This is a genomic window from Variovorax sp. Soil_C_33, from assembly GCF_057656935.1.
This window is the reverse complement of the sequence record NZ_JBDGJK010000001.1, coordinates 137,438-153,194: the sequence shown is the minus strand read 5'-3', so window position 1 is coordinate 153,194 and position 15,757 is coordinate 137,438. Positions and strand designations below refer to the sequence as shown.

Annotated in this window: 17 protein-coding genes; 8 read left to right on the top strand and 9 right to left on the bottom strand. The window is 67.5% G+C overall.

Annotation, left to right across the window (positions count from 1 at the left end):
• Window position 1: 1 nt before the first annotated feature.
• Window positions 2–1,420, bottom strand: a complete 1,419-nt coding sequence (locus AC3A6B_RS00800) for a homospermidine synthase (protein WP_487834845.1) — start codon at window positions 1,418–1,420, stop codon at window positions 2–4.
• 264 nt (window positions 1,421–1,684) lie between these two features.
• Between AC3A6B_RS00800 and AC3A6B_RS00795 the strand changes: the two genes are divergently transcribed.
• Window positions 1,685–2,635 carry a DUF72 domain-containing protein gene (locus AC3A6B_RS00795; RefSeq protein ID WP_487834844.1) on the top strand — a complete coding sequence of 317 codons (951 nt, stop codon included), beginning with the start codon at window positions 1,685–1,687 and terminating at the stop codon, window positions 2,633–2,635.
• A 2-nt stretch (window positions 2,636–2,637) separates the two neighbouring features.
• Here AC3A6B_RS00795 and AC3A6B_RS00790 read toward each other — a convergent pair whose 3' ends face one another.
• Window positions 2,638–3,546 carry a LysR family transcriptional regulator gene (locus AC3A6B_RS00790; protein ID WP_487834843.1) on the bottom strand — a complete coding sequence of 303 codons (909 nt, stop codon included), beginning with the start codon at window positions 3,544–3,546 and terminating at the stop codon, window positions 2,638–2,640.
• An 84-nt stretch (window positions 3,547–3,630) separates the two neighbouring features.
• Between AC3A6B_RS00790 and AC3A6B_RS00785 the strand changes: the two genes are divergently transcribed.
• From AC3A6B_RS00785 to AC3A6B_RS00770, 4 genes are read left to right on the top strand one after another with little or no spacing between them, the layout of a single operon-like run.
• Window positions 3,631–4,626 (top strand): 2Fe-2S iron-sulfur cluster-binding protein, encoded by a 996-nt coding sequence (locus AC3A6B_RS00785; RefSeq protein ID WP_487835228.1) that lies wholly within the window; start codon window positions 3,631–3,633, stop codon window positions 4,624–4,626.
• Window positions 4,627–4,655: 29 nt separating this feature from the next.
• Window positions 4,656–5,918 carry an aromatic ring-hydroxylating dioxygenase subunit alpha gene (locus AC3A6B_RS00780; RefSeq protein ID WP_487834842.1) on the top strand — a complete coding sequence of 421 codons (1,263 nt, stop codon included), beginning with the start codon at window positions 4,656–4,658 and terminating at the stop codon, window positions 5,916–5,918.
• A gap of 2 nt (window positions 5,919–5,920) precedes the next feature.
• A complete protein-coding gene (locus tag AC3A6B_RS00775) occupies window positions 5,921–6,394 on the top strand; it encodes an aromatic-ring-hydroxylating dioxygenase subunit beta (protein ID WP_093103138.1) in 474 nt (157 codons plus the stop codon).
• Window positions 6,395–6,415: 21 nt separating this feature from the next.
• Window positions 6,416–6,736 carry a non-heme iron oxygenase ferredoxin subunit gene (locus AC3A6B_RS00770; RefSeq protein ID WP_487834841.1) on the top strand — a complete coding sequence of 107 codons (321 nt, stop codon included), beginning with the start codon at window positions 6,416–6,418 and terminating at the stop codon, window positions 6,734–6,736.
• A gap of 8 nt (window positions 6,737–6,744) precedes the next feature.
• Here AC3A6B_RS00770 and AC3A6B_RS00765 read toward each other — a convergent pair whose 3' ends face one another.
• From AC3A6B_RS00765 to AC3A6B_RS00745, 5 genes are all read right to left on the bottom strand, one after another.
• Window positions 6,745–7,929 carry an MFS transporter gene (locus AC3A6B_RS00765; RefSeq protein ID WP_487835227.1) on the bottom strand — a complete coding sequence of 395 codons (1,185 nt, stop codon included), beginning with the start codon at window positions 7,927–7,929 and terminating at the stop codon, window positions 6,745–6,747.
• 94 nt (window positions 7,930–8,023) lie between these two features.
• The gene (locus AC3A6B_RS00760; RefSeq protein WP_487834840.1) at window positions 8,024–8,518 is read right to left on the bottom strand and encodes a dihydrofolate reductase; all 495 of its coding nucleotides are present in this window, start codon (window positions 8,516–8,518) and stop codon (window positions 8,024–8,026) included.
• A 3-nt stretch (window positions 8,519–8,521) separates the two neighbouring features.
• Window positions 8,522–9,349, bottom strand: a complete 828-nt coding sequence (locus AC3A6B_RS00755) for a thymidylate synthase (RefSeq protein ID WP_487834839.1) — start codon at window positions 9,347–9,349, stop codon at window positions 8,522–8,524.
• 3 nt (window positions 9,350–9,352) lie between these two features.
• A complete protein-coding gene (locus AC3A6B_RS00750; protein ID WP_487834838.1) occupies window positions 9,353–10,780 on the bottom strand; it encodes an FAD-binding oxidoreductase in 1,428 nt (475 codons plus the stop codon).
• Window positions 10,781–10,838: 58 nt separating this feature from the next.
• On the bottom strand, window positions 10,839–11,243 hold the full coding sequence (locus AC3A6B_RS00745) for a DUF2069 domain-containing protein (protein ID WP_487834837.1): 405 nt from the start codon (window positions 11,241–11,243) through the stop codon (window positions 10,839–10,841).
• A 52-nt stretch (window positions 11,244–11,295) separates the two neighbouring features.
• Between AC3A6B_RS00745 and AC3A6B_RS00740 the strand changes: the two genes are divergently transcribed.
• From AC3A6B_RS00740 to AC3A6B_RS00730, 3 genes are read left to right on the top strand one after another with little or no spacing between them, the layout of a single operon-like run.
• Window positions 11,296–12,513: a YihY family inner membrane protein gene (locus tag AC3A6B_RS00740; protein ID WP_487834836.1), complete on the top strand. Its 1,218-nt coding sequence runs from the start codon at window positions 11,296–11,298 to the stop codon at window positions 12,511–12,513.
• A gap of 37 nt (window positions 12,514–12,550) precedes the next feature.
• Window positions 12,551–12,934: a thioredoxin family protein gene (locus tag AC3A6B_RS00735; RefSeq protein ID WP_487834835.1), complete on the top strand. Its 384-nt coding sequence runs from the start codon at window positions 12,551–12,553 to the stop codon at window positions 12,932–12,934.
• Window positions 12,935–12,936: 2 nt separating this feature from the next.
• The gene (locus AC3A6B_RS00730) at window positions 12,937–13,599 is read left to right on the top strand and encodes a Rossmann-fold NAD(P)-binding domain-containing protein (protein WP_487834834.1); all 663 of its coding nucleotides are present in this window, start codon (window positions 12,937–12,939) and stop codon (window positions 13,597–13,599) included.
• Here the strand turns inward: AC3A6B_RS00730 and AC3A6B_RS00725 are convergent.
• Window positions 13,583–14,395, bottom strand: a complete 813-nt coding sequence (locus AC3A6B_RS00725) for an alpha/beta fold hydrolase (RefSeq protein ID WP_487834833.1) — start codon at window positions 14,393–14,395, stop codon at window positions 13,583–13,585. The genes AC3A6B_RS00730 and AC3A6B_RS00725 overlap by 17 nt on opposite strands.
• Window positions 14,395–15,705, bottom strand: coding sequence for an O-acetylhomoserine aminocarboxypropyltransferase (locus AC3A6B_RS00720; protein ID WP_487834832.1), 1,311 nt, complete (start codon window positions 15,703–15,705; stop codon window positions 14,395–14,397). The genes AC3A6B_RS00725 and AC3A6B_RS00720 overlap by 1 nt, the downstream gene beginning before the upstream one ends.
• Between the last annotated feature and the right edge of the window lie 52 nt (window positions 15,706–15,757).

Sequence of the window (15,757 nt, the reverse complement as noted above, 5' to 3'; positions counted from 1 at the left end):
TTCAGCTCACCCGGAAGTTGAGGAACTGCCACGGGTCCTCCCGGTCCATGTCCTCGTCGAAAAGGGTGCTGCGGTCTTTCAGCGGTGTCCAGTCGCCGTACACCCCGGTGACTTCGCCCAGGTAGGGCAAGGCGACTTCGAGCACTGTCTGGTGATCGAGCTCGTCCGGTTCGACCAAGCCGGCATCCGGATTGCGCAAGGCCCACACCATGCCGCCCAGAATGCCGGCCACGACCTGCAGGCTGGTGGCGTTGTTGTAGGGAGCGAGTTCACGGGCCTGCTCGATGGTCAGGCGCGAGCCGAACCAGTACACGCCTTTCGGATTGCCCATCAGAAGCACGCCGAGCTCGTCCATGCCCTCGCTGATTTCTTCTCGCATGATCCGCTTGCGATGCTGCAGCTGCCAGTTCTTGCCGGCCATCTCGTGCAGCGACAGCACGGCGTCGTCGCAAGGGTGGTACGCGTAATGGACGGTGGGCCGGTACACCACCTCGCCGTCCTTGCGCAAGCTCAGGTGGTCGGCGATCGAGATCGATTCCGCGTGCGTAATGAGGAAGCCCTGGTAGGGGCCTTCCAGCGGCGTCCAGCTGCGCACTCGCGTGCCGATGCCGGGCTGGCGCAGATAGATGGCCGCATCGCTGCCGAAGCCATGCCGCTTTGCGTCGGCCGGCCAATGTCTCTCGTGGACACCCCAACCCAGTTCGGCAGGCTGCAGTCCTTCATCGACAAAGCCGTGCACGGACCAGGTGTTGACGAACTCGTCTCTTGCCTTGCGCTGGCGCGAGCTCTGGGTGTCGCGTTCGGCGATGTGAATGACTTTGATCTCGAGCTTCCGGGCCAGCGCAGCCCAGTCCTCGTAGCTCTCGGGCGGCTCCACCTGCACATGGACGTCGGCTGCGATGTTGAGAAGCGCCTGTTTGACCAGCGCCGACACCAGCCCCGGATTGGCACCTTGGGTGACCACCGCCGTCGGCCCGGTTCGCTTGTCCAGGCGGAAGGCCAGCAGCTCTTCGCGCAACGCGTAGTTGGACCGTCGCGACAAGGGAAGGGATGGGTCGTCGTAGCGGCCACCCCAGGGTTCGTTGCAGGTGTCCAGGTAGAAGGCGCCGAGGCGGCGGCAGAGCTTGATCAATGCAAGGCTGGATACGTCGACCGAGAGGTTGAGCAGGAAGTCGCCCTTGCCGAGGAGCGGTTCGAGTACGGCGATGTGGTTGCCTTCGTCGAGCTGAGCCACGATCACTTCGATTCCGAGCTCGGCGGCAATTCCCGTCTTGTCTTCGCTCGCCTTCACGACCGTGAGCTTGTCGGGTTTGAGCCCGAGGTGCCGCAGCAGGAGGGGCGCGACCGCCTGGCCGACGACACCGAAACCGAGCAGCACCAAGCGGCCTTTGAAGCGAACCTGGGCGCCTCTCTTGGCCATCACGCCACCTTGCGGTCAGTCATTGGAGTTTGGAGTTGAAGCAGTACGGAACGACATCCATCCATGCATGCTTGCTGACGTCTGAGGTCCATGCTCGACCATGCCGCGGACAAGGGCGTCAGCTGGCCCATGTGTCTTGTGTAGGACGCCGCTTCGGCGATGGCGTGCACTGCTGCCGGCCCTTGGTAGGCCTGGAAAATATCCTTCAGCGGGGCGGGCCGCCCGCTGACCTTGGCGACCGTCGCAGGGCAGCACCGTCGCCCCATGGCTGGAACACCTGGCGACGCCCGCATCGGGATCTCGGGCTGGCGATACAAACCATGGCGCGGGCGGTTCTACCCGCCCGGACTTGCGCAGCGTCGGGAACTCGCCTTCGCGTCGCGCATGCTGTCCACGATCGAGCTCAACGGCTCCTTCTATTCGTTGCAGCGCCCCGAGTCGTACCAGGCATGGCACGACGAGACGCCGGACGACTTCGTGTTCGCGGTCAAGGGCTCGCGCTACATCACGCACATGCTTCGGCTGAAGGACGTGCGCATTCCGCTGGCCAACTTCCTTGCTTCGGGGTTGTTCGCCCTGCGTTCGAAGCTGGGTCCGATCCTGTGGCAGTTCCCGCCCAACCTGCCCTACGACCCGGAGCGTCTCGAGGCCTTCCTCTCGCTGCTGCCGGGCGACACCCGGGCGGCGCTCGCCCTCGCGCGCGCGCATGACGAGCGCCTCGAGGGCCGGACCTGGCTGAAGCCGCCTGCCCGACGCCGAATGCGGCATGCCGTCGAAGTGCGCCATCGCAGCTTCATCGATCCCGGCTTCATCGCCATGCTGCGCCGCTACAAGATCGCGCTGGTGGTGGCCGATACGGCCGGACGCTGGCCGCTGATCGAAGATCTGACGGCCGACTTCGTCTACCTGAGGCTGCATGGCGACAAGGAGCTTTACGCCAGCGGCTATGAGGACGCCGCGCTCGATCGCTGGGCAGAACGCATCGATGCCTGGCGCCGCGGCCGCCAGGTGAACGACGCGCGAAGGGCATCGCCGCAGCCGGCGCCGCGTCGGGCGCGGCGCGACGTCTTCTGCTACTTCGACAATGACATCAAGGTGCATGCGCCGTATGACGCGGCGCACCTGGCCACGCGGCTCGGCGTCGCGAACGGGCTGGGTCCGGACCGGAACTTCATCCCGCCGCCGGGCTTTGTGGCGCGGCGCCGCGCGGCCTGAAGTCAGGTGTCGGCGAAGCGGTCGAACAGCACGCCCCGCAACCACTGGTTGCCCGGATCGCGGTGGAAGCGCGCATGCCAGAACGCGTTGATCGCGATCTGCGGCAGCGCCACCGGGTGCGTGCGCCACACCAGTCCGAAGGGCTCGGCGATGCTTTGCGCCAGGCGCTCGGGCACGGTGGCGATCATCGGCGTGGAGCGCAGGATATGGCCGATGGCCACGAAATGCGGCACGGTGAGCCGGATGCGGCGGGCGATGCCCTGCGCCGCCATCAGCTCGTCGACCTGGCCGTGGCCGGTGCCCGCGGCCTTGACCAGCAGGTGCTCGGCGGCAGAGAAATCCTTCAGCGTCAGCTTCGGCTTGGCCGCGAGCGGATGCGTGGCGCTGAACAGGCACACATAGCGCTGCTTGAACAGCCGGCGCTGGAAGATGCTGGCCTTCAACTGCGGCAAGAGGCCGATCGCGATGTCCACCTGGCCGGCCTCCATCGCGTCGCGCAGGTTGACGGCGGTGTTGCGCACGGTGCTGATGGTCACGCCCGGCGCGGCGCGCGACAGCACCTCCATGAGCACGGGCGCGAAGTAGATCTCGCCGATGTCCGTCATCGCGAGCGTGAAGCTGCGCGTGCTGGTGGCCGGATCGAAGACGGTCTGTTGATTGAGCGCGCCGTGCAGCGTGCCCATCGCGTAGGCCACGGGCTCCGCGAGCTGCAGCGCGAAGGGGGTGGGTTCCATGCCGCGCGCGGTGCGCAAGAACAGCTCGTCGCCGAACGCCCGGCGCAGCCGCGCCAGCGCATTGCTGATGGCAGGCTGCGAGAGGCCGAGCGATTCCGCCACGGCCGAGACACGCTTCTCGGCCAGCATCCGGTCGAAGACCAGCAGCAGGTTGAGGTCGATGTCCCGAAGCTCCATGCCGCACCTTTATTCACACCAGTGATTCGATGAATTCACGAGATTCTATTGGCCAATGTGAGAAGGATGCCGATGATCGGCGCCATGGAACTGCATATCCGCCCCTTCGCACGCACCATCGAGGTCCGCCCCGGCGCAAACCTGCTGGATGTGCTGCGCGAGCACCAGGTGCCGGTCTCCTACAGTTGCATGGCCGGGCGCTGCGGCACCTGCCGCTGCAAGGTGGTCGAAGGGCGGGTGCTGGACGCAGGGCAGGGGCAGGACGCGATGCGGCCCGAGGGCCTGCGCGAAAGCCATGTGCTGGCCTGCCAGAGCACGCTGACCGAGAACTGCACCATCGAGATTCCCGAGCCTGACGAAGTGGTCGTGCACCCGGCGCGCATCGTCAAGGCCACCATCGCCGAGATCGAGACGCTCACGCACGACATCCGCCGGCTGCGCCTGAAGCCGGCCAAGCCCTTGTCCTTTTCGCCGGGCCAGTACGCCCAGCTGCAGTTCGCGCCCGAGCATGTGCGGCCCTATTCGATGGCCCGGCTCAGCGGCGATGTGGAACTCGAGTTCCACGTGCGCCGCGTGCCCGGCGGCCGCGTGACCGACTACGTCTTCGAGCAGCTGAAGCCCGGCGACGCGGTCCGCGTCAGCGGCCCGATGGGCGCCGCCTACCTGCGCACGCGGCACACCGGCCCGATCCTGTGCGCGGCCGGCGGCACGGGGCTGGCGCCCGTGCTGGCCATCGTGCGCGGCGCGATCGAGGCCGGCATGCCGAATCCGATCCACCTCTATTTCGGCGTGCGATCGGACGCCGACGTCTACGGCCTGGACGAGCTGCGCGAACTCCAGGCGCTGCACGCGGGACTCAAGGTGCACGTGGTCGGCGTGTCGGGCGCGATGCGCCCGGGCTCGCGCCAGGGGCTCATCACCGATGCCATCCGGTCCGACTGGCCGGGCGGCTTCGAGGGCTGGCGCGCCTACCTCTGCGGCTCGCCGCCGATGGTCGAGGCGGTCACGCTGCTGCTCAAGGACCGCGGCCTGGCCGCAGAGAAGATCCATGCCGATGCTTTCTACACGCAGGGCACCTGAGACAGAGAAAGCGAGAAAAGGAGACTCCCATGACCACCCCCCAATCCATCGTGTTCCCCGAGAAGATCCACTGGGAATCGGAGAAGACCAGCCGCATCCCCTTCATGGCCTACATCGGCGAGGACCAGCACAAGAAGGAGCTGGAGCGCTTCTTCTACAACAAGCACTGGTGCTACGTCGGCCTCGAAGCCGAGATTCCGAACGCCGGCGACTTCAAGCGCACCGCGATCGGCGAGCGCTCGGTGATCATGGTGCGCGACGCCGAAGGCGGCATCAACGTGGTGGAGAACGTCTGCGCCCACCGCGGCATGCGCTTCTGCCGCGAGCGCCAGGGCAACCGCAAGGAATTCGTCTGCCCCTACCACCAGTGGAACTACACGCTCAAGGGCGACCTGCAGGGCGTGCCCTTCCGGCGCGGCGTCAAGCAGGACGGCAAGGTCAACGGCGGCATGCCGGCCGACTTCAAGCCCGAGGAGAACAGCCTCAACAAGCTCAAGGTGGCCACGCGCGGCGGCGTGGTCTTCGCCTCCTTCGACCACGAAGTGGAGTCGCTGGAAGACTTCATGGGGCCGGCCATCCTGCACTACTTCGACCGCCTGTTCGACGGCCGCAAGCTCAAGATCCTCGGCTACAACCGGCAGCGCATTCCGGGCAACTGGAAGCTGATGCAGGAGAACATCAAGGACCCGTACCACCCGGGCCTGCTGCACACCTGGTTCGTCACCTTCGGCCTCTGGCGCGCGGACAACAAGTCAGAGCTCAAGATGGACGTGCACGGCCGCCACGCCGCAATGATCTCGACGCGCGGCAGCGCGGGCAAGGCTGCGCAGGTCACGCAGGTGTCCAGTTTCAAGGAGAGCATGCAGCTCAAGGACCCGCGCTTCCTCGACATCGTGCCGGAGCCCTGGTGGGGCGGCCCGACCGCGGTGATGACCACGCTGTTCCCGAGCGTGATCCTGCAGCAGCAGGTCAACAGCGTGTCGACGCGCCATATCCAGCCCGTGGGCCACGACGCCTTCGATTTCGTCTGGACGCACTTCGGCTTCGAGGACGACAGCGAGGAGATGCAGCAGCGGCGCCTGCGCCAGGCCAACCTGTTCGGGCCGGCCGGTTTCGTCTCGGCCGACGACGGCGAGGTCATCGAGTTCTCGCAGCAGGGCTTCGAGCAGAAGCCCTACCACCGCACCCTGGCCGAGCTCGGCGGGCGCGAGGTGGAAGACACCGACCACATGGTGACCGAGACCTTGATCCGAGGCATGTACAAGTACTGGCGCAAGGTGATGGAGGCATGACCATGGCGCCGCATGACTACTTCGAGTTGAGCCAGCTCTATGCCGACTACGCGCGCGCCGTCGATTCCGGCAACTGGGATCTGTGGCCCGCCTTCTTCATCGACGAGTGCAGCTACCGCCTGCAGCCGCGCGAGAATCACGAGCGCGGACTGCCGCTGGCCACCTTGTCCTTCGAGAGCAAGGGCATGCTGGAAGACCGCGTCTACGGCATTCGCGAGACGCTGTTTCACGACCCCTACTACCAGCGCCACGTGGTGGGCCTGCCGCTGGTGCATGGCGTCGACGAGGACGGCACGATCCGCAGCGAAGCCAACTACGCGGTCTTTCGCACCAAGCTCAGCGAACTCTCCACCGTCTTCAACGTGGGCCGCTACATCGATACGGTCGTGCGGCGGCCCGAAGGCCTGAAGTTCGCTTCACGCCTCGTCGTCTACGACAGCGAAATGATCCCGAATTCCATCATCTATCCGATCTGAGACGAGGCTACGAGGATGAACATGAGCACCACTCCCTGGACCGACGCCGCCGCCGTCGACGAACTGCCGGCCGACGACGTGCTGGGCATCGAGGTCGAGGGGCGCGACCTCGCGCTCTACAGCGTGAACGGCGAGGTCTTCGCCACGAGCAACACCTGCACGCACGGGCAGGCGCGGCTGTGCGACGGCTTTCTCGAAGGGCATGAGATCGAGTGCCCGCTGCACCAGGGCAAGTTCGACGTGCGCACCGGCAAGGCGATGTGCGCGCCGCTCACCGAGGACTTGCGCAGCTATCCGGTGAAGATCGAGGGCGGGCGGGTGTACGTGGCGATCGGCGACTGAGCCGCGCGTCACGAAGACAGGGAGCGCAGGGCCGGTCGCTCCTGCCGCGTGCGCCACCAGAGCATGGCCGCGATCGACAGCGTCACCAGGTTCCACGCGATGCCGTTGACGAAGGCCGCGTGGTAGCTGCCGGTGAGGTCGAACACCTTGCCGGACATCCAGCCACCCAGCGCCATGCCGAAGAGCGTGCACATGAGCACCGTGCCGACACGCGCACCGGCCTCGGCGGGCGGGAAATGCTCGCGCACGATGATGGCGTACGAAGGAACGATGCCGCCCTGGAAAAGCCCGAACAGGGCAGACACGACGAAGAGGGACACCAGTCCGTCGAAGGGCAGGAAGAGCACCAGCGCGATGCATTGAAGCGCAGCCCCCAGGAGCAGCGTGCGCAGCCCCCCGATGCGGTCGCACACGAAGCCCGACACCAGGCGGCTAACGATGCCGCAGGCGAGCATCAGCGACAGCATCTGCGCGCCGCGCGCGGCGCCGAAACCGAGGTCGCTGCAGTAGGCCACGATGTGGACCTGCGGCATCGCCATGGCGACGCAGCACGCCACGCCCGAGATGCAGAGCAGGCCCTGCGCGGTGCCGAGGCTGAGTCCGAAGGGGCGCGCGGCGGCGGATGGGGTCGACGCGTGCGTCGCGGACGGATCGTCCGCAACGGCCTGGAGCGCGGGGGGCCGCGGCCGCATGAGCAGCGCCAGCGCCGCCATCGTCAGGCCGCAGAAGATGCCCAGGCCGAAGTAGGTCTGGCGCCAGCCGACGAGCTCGACGAAATGCTGCACGATCGGCGGCCACACCGCGCCGGCCATGTAGTTGCCGCTGGCACATACCGCCACCGCGATGCCCCTGCGCTTCACGAACCAGAGCGAGGTGTCGGCGACCAGGGGCGCGAAGGCTGCGGCGCTGCCGAGCATGCCGACGAGCACCGCCTGAGCCAAGGTGAAGGCAAGGATGCCGCCGGACAGGGCGCAGGCAACATAGCCGATGCCCAGGCACAGCGCCCCGAGCAGCAACGGCCACATCACGCCGAAGCGGTCGGCCAGCCGGCCCATGAGCATGCCGCCGATGCCGAAGCCGATCATGAGCAGCGTATAGGGCAGCGACGCATCGGCGCGCGCGATGCCGAATTCGGCCTGCACGGCGGGCAGGACCACGGACACCACGTACATGCCGCTGCTGCCGATGGTCATCAGCAGCAGGGTCACGAGCAGCCGATAGACGGCGTAGCGCGAGTCGGGGCTATGCAGTGAGGCCACTGTGGTCAGCCGGAGACTCGGCGCAGCCTCAGGGCCGCTCGAGCGTGACGAAGGCGTAGGGCAGGCCGTTGGCCGAGACGTGCGACTCGCGGGCGGTCTCGCGCCAGGACACGTCGAAACGCGGCGCCCAGGCGTCGCCTTCGTAGTCGCGCCCGATCTCGGTCACGAGGGCGCGTTGCGCGAGCGGCTCGGCCTCGGCATAGATCTGTGCGCCGCCGATCACCCAGACCTCGGGCAACTGCTCGTCTTCGCAGCGGATCAAGGCCTCGCGCAGGCTTCCGGCACGCTCCGCGCCCTCGCCCTGCCAATCCGCCTGGCGCGTGATCACGATGTTGCGGCGGCCCGGCAGCGGGCGGAAGCGCGGCGGCAGCGAGTCCCAGGTCTTGCGGCCCATGATCACCGGCGCACCCGCAGTCTGCTGCTTGAAGTGCGCCATGTCCTCGGGCAGATGCCAGGGCATCACGCCGTCGCGGCCGATCACGCCGTTGGCGGCGCGTGCGAGGATCAGGTTGATGCGCGTCATGGTTCAGACGGCCACGGGCGCCTTGATGGCCGGGTGATGCTGGTAGTCGACGACCTCGAAGTCCTCGTATTCGTAGTCGAAGACCGATGCCGGCCGGCGCTTGATGACCAGCGTGGGGTAAGGGTAGGGCGTGCGGCTCAGCTGCAGCGCCACCTGCTCGGCATGGTTGCTGTAGATGTGGCAGTCGCCGCCGGTCCAGATGAAGTCGCCCACGTCCAGATCGCACTGCTGCGCGATCATGTGCGTGAGCAGCGCGTAGCTCGCGATGTTGAAGGGCACGCCCAGAAAGATGTCGGCGCTGCGCTGATAAAGCTGGCACGAGAGGCGGCCCCGTCCCGAGCCTGTCGAAGGAGCCACATAGAACTGGAAGAAGGCATGGCAGGGCATCAGCGCCATCTTCGAGAGCTCGGCCACGTTCCATGCGCTCACGATGATGCGGCGCGAATCCGGGTTGGTCTTGAGCGTGTCGATGACCTGCTGGATCTGGTCGATGTGGCCGCCGTCCGGCGTCGGCCAGCTGCGCCACTGCACGCCGTAGACCGGACCCAGGTCGCCGTCCTCGCGCGCCCATTCGTCCCAGATGGTGACGCCGCGCTCCTTCAGCCAGTTGTTGTTGCTGGAGCCGGTCAGGAACCACAGCAGCTCCTGGATGATGGACTTGAGGTGCACCTTCTTCGTGGTGACCAGCGGAAAGCCTTCGTTCAGGTCGAAGCGCATCTGGTGGCCGAACACGCTCCTGGTGCCGGTGCCGGTGCGGTCGCTCTTGTGCACGCCCGTCGTCGCGACGTGGCGCATGAAGTCTTCGTATTGGGAGCGGATGGGGCGATTCATGCGTCAATTCTCCGTCCGGATCACCCGGCCCGGATTCAGGATGTTCTGCGGGTCCAGGCCGCGCTTGATGGCGCGCATCATCTCGAGCGCCACCGGCGACTTGTGCTTCTCGAGCTTGTCGATCTTGAGCGAGCCGACGCCGTGCTCGGCCGAGAAGGAGCCGTCGAACTTCTCGACCGCGTCGTAGACCAGCATGTTGATGCGCGCTTCGTGCTCGCGCAGGAAGTCCCCGTTGTGCGAACCGGCCGGCGCCTGCACGTTGTAGTGCAGGTTGCCGTCGCCGAGGTGGCCGAAGTTCACCAGCCGCACGCCCGGCACCTCGCGCTCGAGCAGCGCGTCGGTCTCGGCCACGAAGGCGGGGATGCGCGACACCGGAATCGAGATGTCGTGCTTGATGTTGAGCCCTTCCTCGGCCTGCGCCAGCGGAATGCTTTCGCGGATGTGCCAGAGCTGGTGCGCCTGCGTGAGGTTCTCGGCCACCACCGCGTCGCCGACGCAGCCGGCTTCGAAGGCGGTTTCGAGCAGCGCTTCGAAGCGGCCGCGGGCATGTTCTTCGGATTCGCTGTCGGAGTTCTCCAGCAGCACGCAGTAAGGCACTGCCGCATCGTCGACGAAGGGCACGCGCAGCTGCGGCATGTGCTTGCCGACCAGGCTGAGCGCAAACTTGCCCATCACCTCGAAGCCCGTGAGCTCGGAGCCCAGGTGCTTGTGCGCCAGGCCGAGCAGCGTCACCGCGTCGTCGAGCGAAGGCACGGCCGCCCAGGCGGTGAGCCGCGCGGCCGGCAGCGGATAGAGTTTCAGCGTCGCGGCGGTGATGATGCCCAGCGTACCCTCGCTGCCGATCATCAGGTCGCGTAGGTCGTAGCCGGTGTTGTCCTTGCGCAGACCGCTGGTGCCTTCCCAGATGCCGCCCTGCGGCGTGACGACTTCGAGGCCCAGGCACAGCTCGCGCGCATTGCCGTAGCGCAGCACCTGCGTGCCGCCTGCGTTGGTCGCCAAGTTGCCACCGATGGTGCAGCTGCCTTCGGCCGCCAGGCTCAGCGGGAACAGGAAGCCGGCCTTCTCGGCAGTCTCCTGCAGGGTCTGCAGCACGCAGCCGGCATCCACCGTCATCGTGAGGTTGGCGGCGTCGATGCCGCGGATCGCGTTCATGCGCTGCAGGTTCAACAGCACCTGGGTGCCGCTCTCGTCCGGGATCGAGCCGACCGCCAGGCCGGTGTTGCCGCCCTGCGGCACGATCGCCGTGCCGGCGGCCGCGCAGGCCTTGACCACCTCGGCCACCTGCTGCGTGCTGGCGGGCCTCACGACGGCGAGCGCCTTGCCGCGCGAGCGCTTGCGCCAATCCTGCTCGTAGGCGCTGAGGTCGCCCTCGGTCAGCACATGGGCGGCGCCGACGATGGCGCGCAACTTGTCGATCAACGAAGCGCTCATTGGATAACCTCCGTGCTCCGCACTGCGGTGCGAGCTCCTTCGGGCGGCCGGGCGGGGCTCATGGCGCGGCTCCTTCGAGATGGCGGGCCCGCGCCGCATGGCGCAGGCGAAGACGAACGTGCCAGGCGCAGGCGACGAAGAGCGCCAGGCACAGCGCCACCTCGATCAGCGCAAGCACCTGGCTCGTGCCGTCGGTGTCGCTCCAGGCGCGCACCACGCCTTCGGTGAAATAGAGCCAGACCATCAGGCTGACCCAGCGGTAGGTGTACATGCGGTTCTTGAACAGGCCCGCGAGCGGCACTACGAGCGGCAGCACCTTGAGCGCCAGCCAGGAGCCGCCCGGACGCAGCGGCGCCAGCCACATCTCCCAGGCCAGGCCGAGCACGATCAGGCCGACTAGGCTGCCGACGGCGAGCCAGCGCGTGGCGGAAACTGATGGAGGAGGGGCGTTGGGAGCGGTCACGGCAAGGGGAAATCGATCGGTCGGGCGCCGCAGCGGCAGAGGACCCGATGGCATGATACCGGCCATGAATCGCCGGCAACTCTGGAGGGATCTTTCGCACTTTCCCTGGGGCAATACCGCCGCCGTGCTGGGCGAGCGTTTCCGCGAAGACCGGCTGGGCCTCACGGCCAGCAGCCTGACCTTCACCACCACCATCGCGATGGTGCCCTTCTTCACCTTGGCGCTGGCGCTGTTCACGGTGTTCCCGATGTTCTCGGCCATGCAGGGGCGCGTGCAGCGCTGGCTGATCGAGAGCCTGATCCCGGACAACATCGCGCGCCAGGTGCTGGGCTACCTCAACCAATTCGCGAGCAAGGCCAGCGGCCTCGGCGTCGCTGGGCTGGTGCTGCTGCTGGTGACCGCCATCGCGCTGATCCTCACGATGGACAAGACGCTCAACAACATCTGGCGCGTGCGCACGCCCCGGCCCTTCGCGCAGCGGGTGCTGATCTACTGGGCCGCGATCACGCTCGGGCCGCTGGTGCTGGCCCTGAGCCTGAGCACCACCGCCTACGTCTTCTCGGCCTCGCGCGACGTGGTGGGCCGCGGCATGCTCAAGCTGGTGTTCGACACCTTCGAATTCGTGCTGCTCGCGGGCGGCATGGCCTCGCTCTACCACTACGTGCCCAACACCCACGTGAAATGGGCGCACGCCTGGGCCGGCGGCATCTTCGTGGCTGCCGCGATCGAGATCGCCAAGCGCGTCCTGGCCTATTACCTGAGCCTGGTGCCGACTTATTCGGTGCTCTACGGCGCCTTTGCTACCGTGCCGATCCTGCTGGTGTGGATCTACGTCGCCTGGGTCATCGTGCTGCTGGGCGCGGTGATCGCGGCCTACCTGCCCAGCCTGCTGACCGGCGTCGCGCGACGCGGCGGCACGCCCGGCTGGCCGCTCCAGCTCGCGGTGGAAACGCTGCAGCAGCTGGCGCGCGCGCAGGCGACACCGGCCAAGGGGCTGGGCGCGGCCGAGTTGGTGGCGCGCATGAAGGTCGATGCGCTGCAGCTCGCGCCGGTGCTGGAAACGCTGGTTGCGCTCGACTGGATCGGGCCGCTGGCCGAGGAGCCGGACAACGAGGATCCACGCTACGTGCTGCTGGCCGACCCCCGCAGCACGCGGCTCGAGCCCTTGCTCAAGGAACTGCTGATGCCGCAGGCGCCGGCCCTCGATAACCTGTGGCACAAAGGTCCCTTGCGCACGCTGGTGCTGCAGGATGTGCTTCCCTATCGATAATGGCGGCGATTTCCGTTCCACCCTCATCCATTCAACCTTGAACGACTCGACCATTCCCGCAAGACTCGACCTGGCCGACGACGCCCTGTGGGTGGTCTGCCTGTGCGCCGAATGGTGCGGCGCCTGCCGCGAGTACCGGCCGCTGTTCGAGCAGGTGGCGCGCGCGCATCCGCAGTTTCGCTTTGCCTGGGTCGACATCGAGGACCACGCCGACCTGGCCGACGACTTCGACGTCGAGACCTTCCCGACCATCCTGGTGGCGGGCGAGTCCGGGACCCGCTTCCTCGGTCCGCTGCTGCCGCATGCAGAAACGCTGGCGCGCATGCTCAGCGCGCTGCAGCCGGCGCGGGCCTCGGCCGCCGAGGTCGACACGCTGTTGCGCGCGCTGGCCCGGGAACCCGACGCCTTCTGCGTCGGCTAGCCATGAACGTCCTGCTCTTCGGCGCGACCGGCATGGTGGGCCAGGGCGTGTTGCGCGAATGCCTGCTCGATGCCGGTGTGTCGCGGGTGCTGAGCGTCGGGCGCAGCGCGACCGGGCAGACCCATTCGAAGCTGCGCGAGCTGATCGTGCCGGACCTCTTCGACTTAAGGGTCGTCCGTGAACAGCTCTCGGGTTTCGACGCCTGCTTCTTCTGCCTCGGCGTCTCGTCCGCGGGCATGAGCGAAGAAGCCTATCGGCACGTCACCTACGACCTCACGCTGGCCGCCGCCAAGGTGCTGGTGCGGCTCAATCCGCAGATGACCTTCGTCTACGTGTCCGGCGCCGGCACCGACAGCAGCGAGCGCGGTTCCAGCATGTGGGCGCGCGTCAAGGGCGCGACCGAGAACGCGCTGATGCGCCTGCCCTTCAAGGCGGCCTACATGTTCCGCCCCGGCTTCATCCAGCCCTTGCACGGCGTGCGTTCCAAGGTGGCGCTCTACCGCTGGACCTACGTGCTGGCCAGCCCCTTCTTCGGCCTGCTGCGGCGCCTGGCGCCGCGCCACGTGACCACCAGCGAACAGGTGGGCCGCGCGATGCTGGCCGTCGCCAGGCGCGGCGCGCCCACGCCGCTGGTCGAAACCGTGGACATCAACGCGCTGCGCTGAGAAAGTCCCGCAGCGCGAACAGCACCTCGTCCGGCGCTTCCGACATCAGCTGGTGGCCGGCCCTGACGGTGAGCACCTGGGCCCCGGATGCTTTGGCGATGAGCGCGCGGGTCGCGCGCGCCGGCGTCATCTGGTCCGCATCGCCGAGCAGGAACAGGACCGGGCACTGCACGGCCCCGATCGCCGCTTCGCCGTTCGCATAGTCGTTGCAGGCCTTGAAGCCGATGTGGAACACGTTGGCCTCGCGGTTGCTCGCCAGCACGCGCCGCATCAGCGCGCGCGCGCCGCCGTAGACCCAGGTGCCCGGACCCAGCGAGGAGGGCGGCGGCGCCAGCAGCGAATGCGAGAAGGTGTTGACCATGTCGATCGCGCGCTGCGGATCGTTCAGTGCACCGTCGAGCAGCGCCGGCGAGACGGTCATCGGGTAGGCCGTGCCGACCAGCGCCAGGTGCGTGACCCGCTGCGGCACGCGCGCAGCCGCTTCGAGAGCGATGAGCGAGCCGAAGCTGTGGCCGACCAGGGCCGCCTTGCCGATGCCGGCTGCATCAAGCAGCGCGACGACGAACTGCGCGGCCTCCTCGACGCTCGCGGGCGGCGGGCCCCCACTCCTGCAATGGCCGGGCAGGTCCACCGCCAGCACGTTCCAGCCGTGGTTGGCGAACCAGCGGCTTTGCAGGATCCACACGCTGTGGTCGTTGAGCACGCCATGGATGAAGACCGCGGTCGGCTTCTCGGCATCGAGCGGCTTGCCCGCGGTGTAGCAGTAGGTGCGATGACCATTGACGACCAGATCCATCACGCACCTGCCTTCTCTGCGGCCTTCAACGCGCGCTTGAGATCATCGATCAGATCGGCGGGGTCTTCGAGCCCGATCGACAGCCGGATGGTGCCTTGCGTAATGCCCGCGCCGGCCAGCGCTTCGTCCGTCATGCGGAAGTGCGTGGTGCTCGCCGGATGGATCACCAGGCTGCGGCAATCGCCCACGTTCGCGAGATGGCTGAAGAGCTTCAGGGTCTCGATGAACTTCTTGCCCTGCTCGCGGTTGCCCTTGAGGTCGAAGCTGAAGACCGCGCCCGCGCCCTTGGCACCGTGGCGCAGCAGCTTGCCCGCCAGCGCGTGGCTCGGATGCGATTCGAGCAGCGGGTGCCCGACGTGCGCCACGAAGGGATGCGCCGCCAGGAACTCGACCACCTTCTGCGCGTTGTCGATGTGGCGTTCCATGCGCAGCGGCAGCGTCTCGATGCCCTGCAGGATCAGCCAGGCCGTGTGCGGGCTCATCGAGGCGCCGAAGTCGCGCAGCCCCTCGCGCCGCGCGCGCAAGAGGAAGGCGCCGACCGTGCTTTCCTCGCTGAAGACCATGTTGTGGAAGCCGTCGTAGGCCTGCGTCAGCTCCGCGAATTTCCCCGAGCGTTCCCAGTCGAAGCTGCCGCCGTCGACCGCCACGCCCCCGATCACCGTGCCGTGGCCCGAGAGGAACTTGGTGGCCGAGTGGTAGACCAGGTCGGCGCCCCAGTCGAAGGGCTTGATCAGGTAGGGCGAGGTCAGCGTGGAATCCACCAGGAGCGGCACGCCGGCCGCATGCGCAATCTCGCTCACCGCCGGGATGTCGAGCACATCCAGGCCCGGATTGCCCACGGTCTCGCCGAACAGCAGCTTGGTCTCCGGCCGGATGGCGGCGCGCCAGCCGTCGAGGTCGCCCGGCTTCACGAAGGTGGTCTGGATGCCGAAGCGCCGCAGCGTGTAGTGCAGAAGATTCTGCGAGCCGCCGTAGAGCGCGGTGCTCGCCACGATGTGCGAGCCCGCGCCCATCAGCGTCGCGATCGAGAGGTGCAGCGCGGCCTGGCCGCTGGCGGTCGCGATCGCGCCGATCCCGCCTTCGAGCGCGGCCACGCGCTGTTCGAGCACCGCGTTGGTCGGGTTGCTGATTCGCGAGTACACATGGCCCGCGCGCTCGAGATTGAAAAGCGCGGCCGCATGGTCGCTCGACTCGAAGACGAAGGAGGTGGTGAGATGGATCGGCACCGCGCGCGCGCCGGTGGCGGGATCGGGCGCGGCGCCGGCGTGCAGCGCCAGGGTGTCGAAGCCGGGGTCGGAATAGCCGGGCATGGGAGCCTTTCGATGGTCGTTTCTGCAATGCCCGCTGCGCGCGCAATGCCTG

Coding starts and splice junctions, on each gene's coding strand:
- AC3A6B_RS00770 (WP_487834841.1), top strand. CDS start 6,416: ATGAGCACCACTCCCTGGACCGACGCCGCCGCCGTCGACGAACTGCCG.
- AC3A6B_RS00725 (WP_487834833.1), bottom strand. CDS start 14,395: ATGGATCTGGTCGTCAATGGTCATCGCACCTACTGCTACACCGCGGGC.
- AC3A6B_RS00740 (WP_487834836.1), top strand. CDS start 11,296: ATGATACCGGCCATGAATCGCCGGCAACTCTGGAGGGATCTTTCGCAC.
- AC3A6B_RS00800 (WP_487834845.1), bottom strand. CDS start 1,420: ATGGCCAAGAGAGGCGCCCAGGTTCGCTTCAAAGGCCGCTTGGTGCTG.
- AC3A6B_RS00790 (WP_487834843.1), bottom strand. CDS start 3,546: ATGGAGCTTCGGGACATCGACCTCAACCTGCTGCTGGTCTTCGACCGG.
- AC3A6B_RS00765 (WP_487835227.1), bottom strand. CDS start 7,929: ATGACCATCGGCAGCAGCGGCATGTACGTGGTGTCCGTGGTCCTGCCC.
- AC3A6B_RS00760 (WP_487834840.1), bottom strand. CDS start 8,518: ATGACGCGCATCAACCTGATCCTCGCACGCGCCGCCAACGGCGTGATC.
- AC3A6B_RS00775 (WP_093103138.1), top strand. CDS start 5,921: ATGGCGCCGCATGACTACTTCGAGTTGAGCCAGCTCTATGCCGACTAC.
- AC3A6B_RS00795 (WP_487834844.1), top strand. CDS start 1,685: ATGGCTGGAACACCTGGCGACGCCCGCATCGGGATCTCGGGCTGGCGA.
- AC3A6B_RS00750 (WP_487834838.1), bottom strand. CDS start 10,780: ATGAGCGCTTCGTTGATCGACAAGTTGCGCGCCATCGTCGGCGCCGCC.
- AC3A6B_RS00780 (WP_487834842.1), top strand. CDS start 4,656: ATGACCACCCCCCAATCCATCGTGTTCCCCGAGAAGATCCACTGGGAA.
- AC3A6B_RS00785 (WP_487835228.1), top strand. CDS start 3,631: ATGGAACTGCATATCCGCCCCTTCGCACGCACCATCGAGGTCCGCCCC.
- AC3A6B_RS00730 (WP_487834834.1), top strand. CDS start 12,937: ATGAACGTCCTGCTCTTCGGCGCGACCGGCATGGTGGGCCAGGGCGTG.
- AC3A6B_RS00755 (WP_487834839.1), bottom strand. CDS start 9,349: ATGAATCGCCCCATCCGCTCCCAATACGAAGACTTCATGCGCCACGTC.
- AC3A6B_RS00720 (WP_487834832.1), bottom strand. CDS start 15,705: ATGCCCGGCTATTCCGACCCCGGCTTCGACACCCTGGCGCTGCACGCC.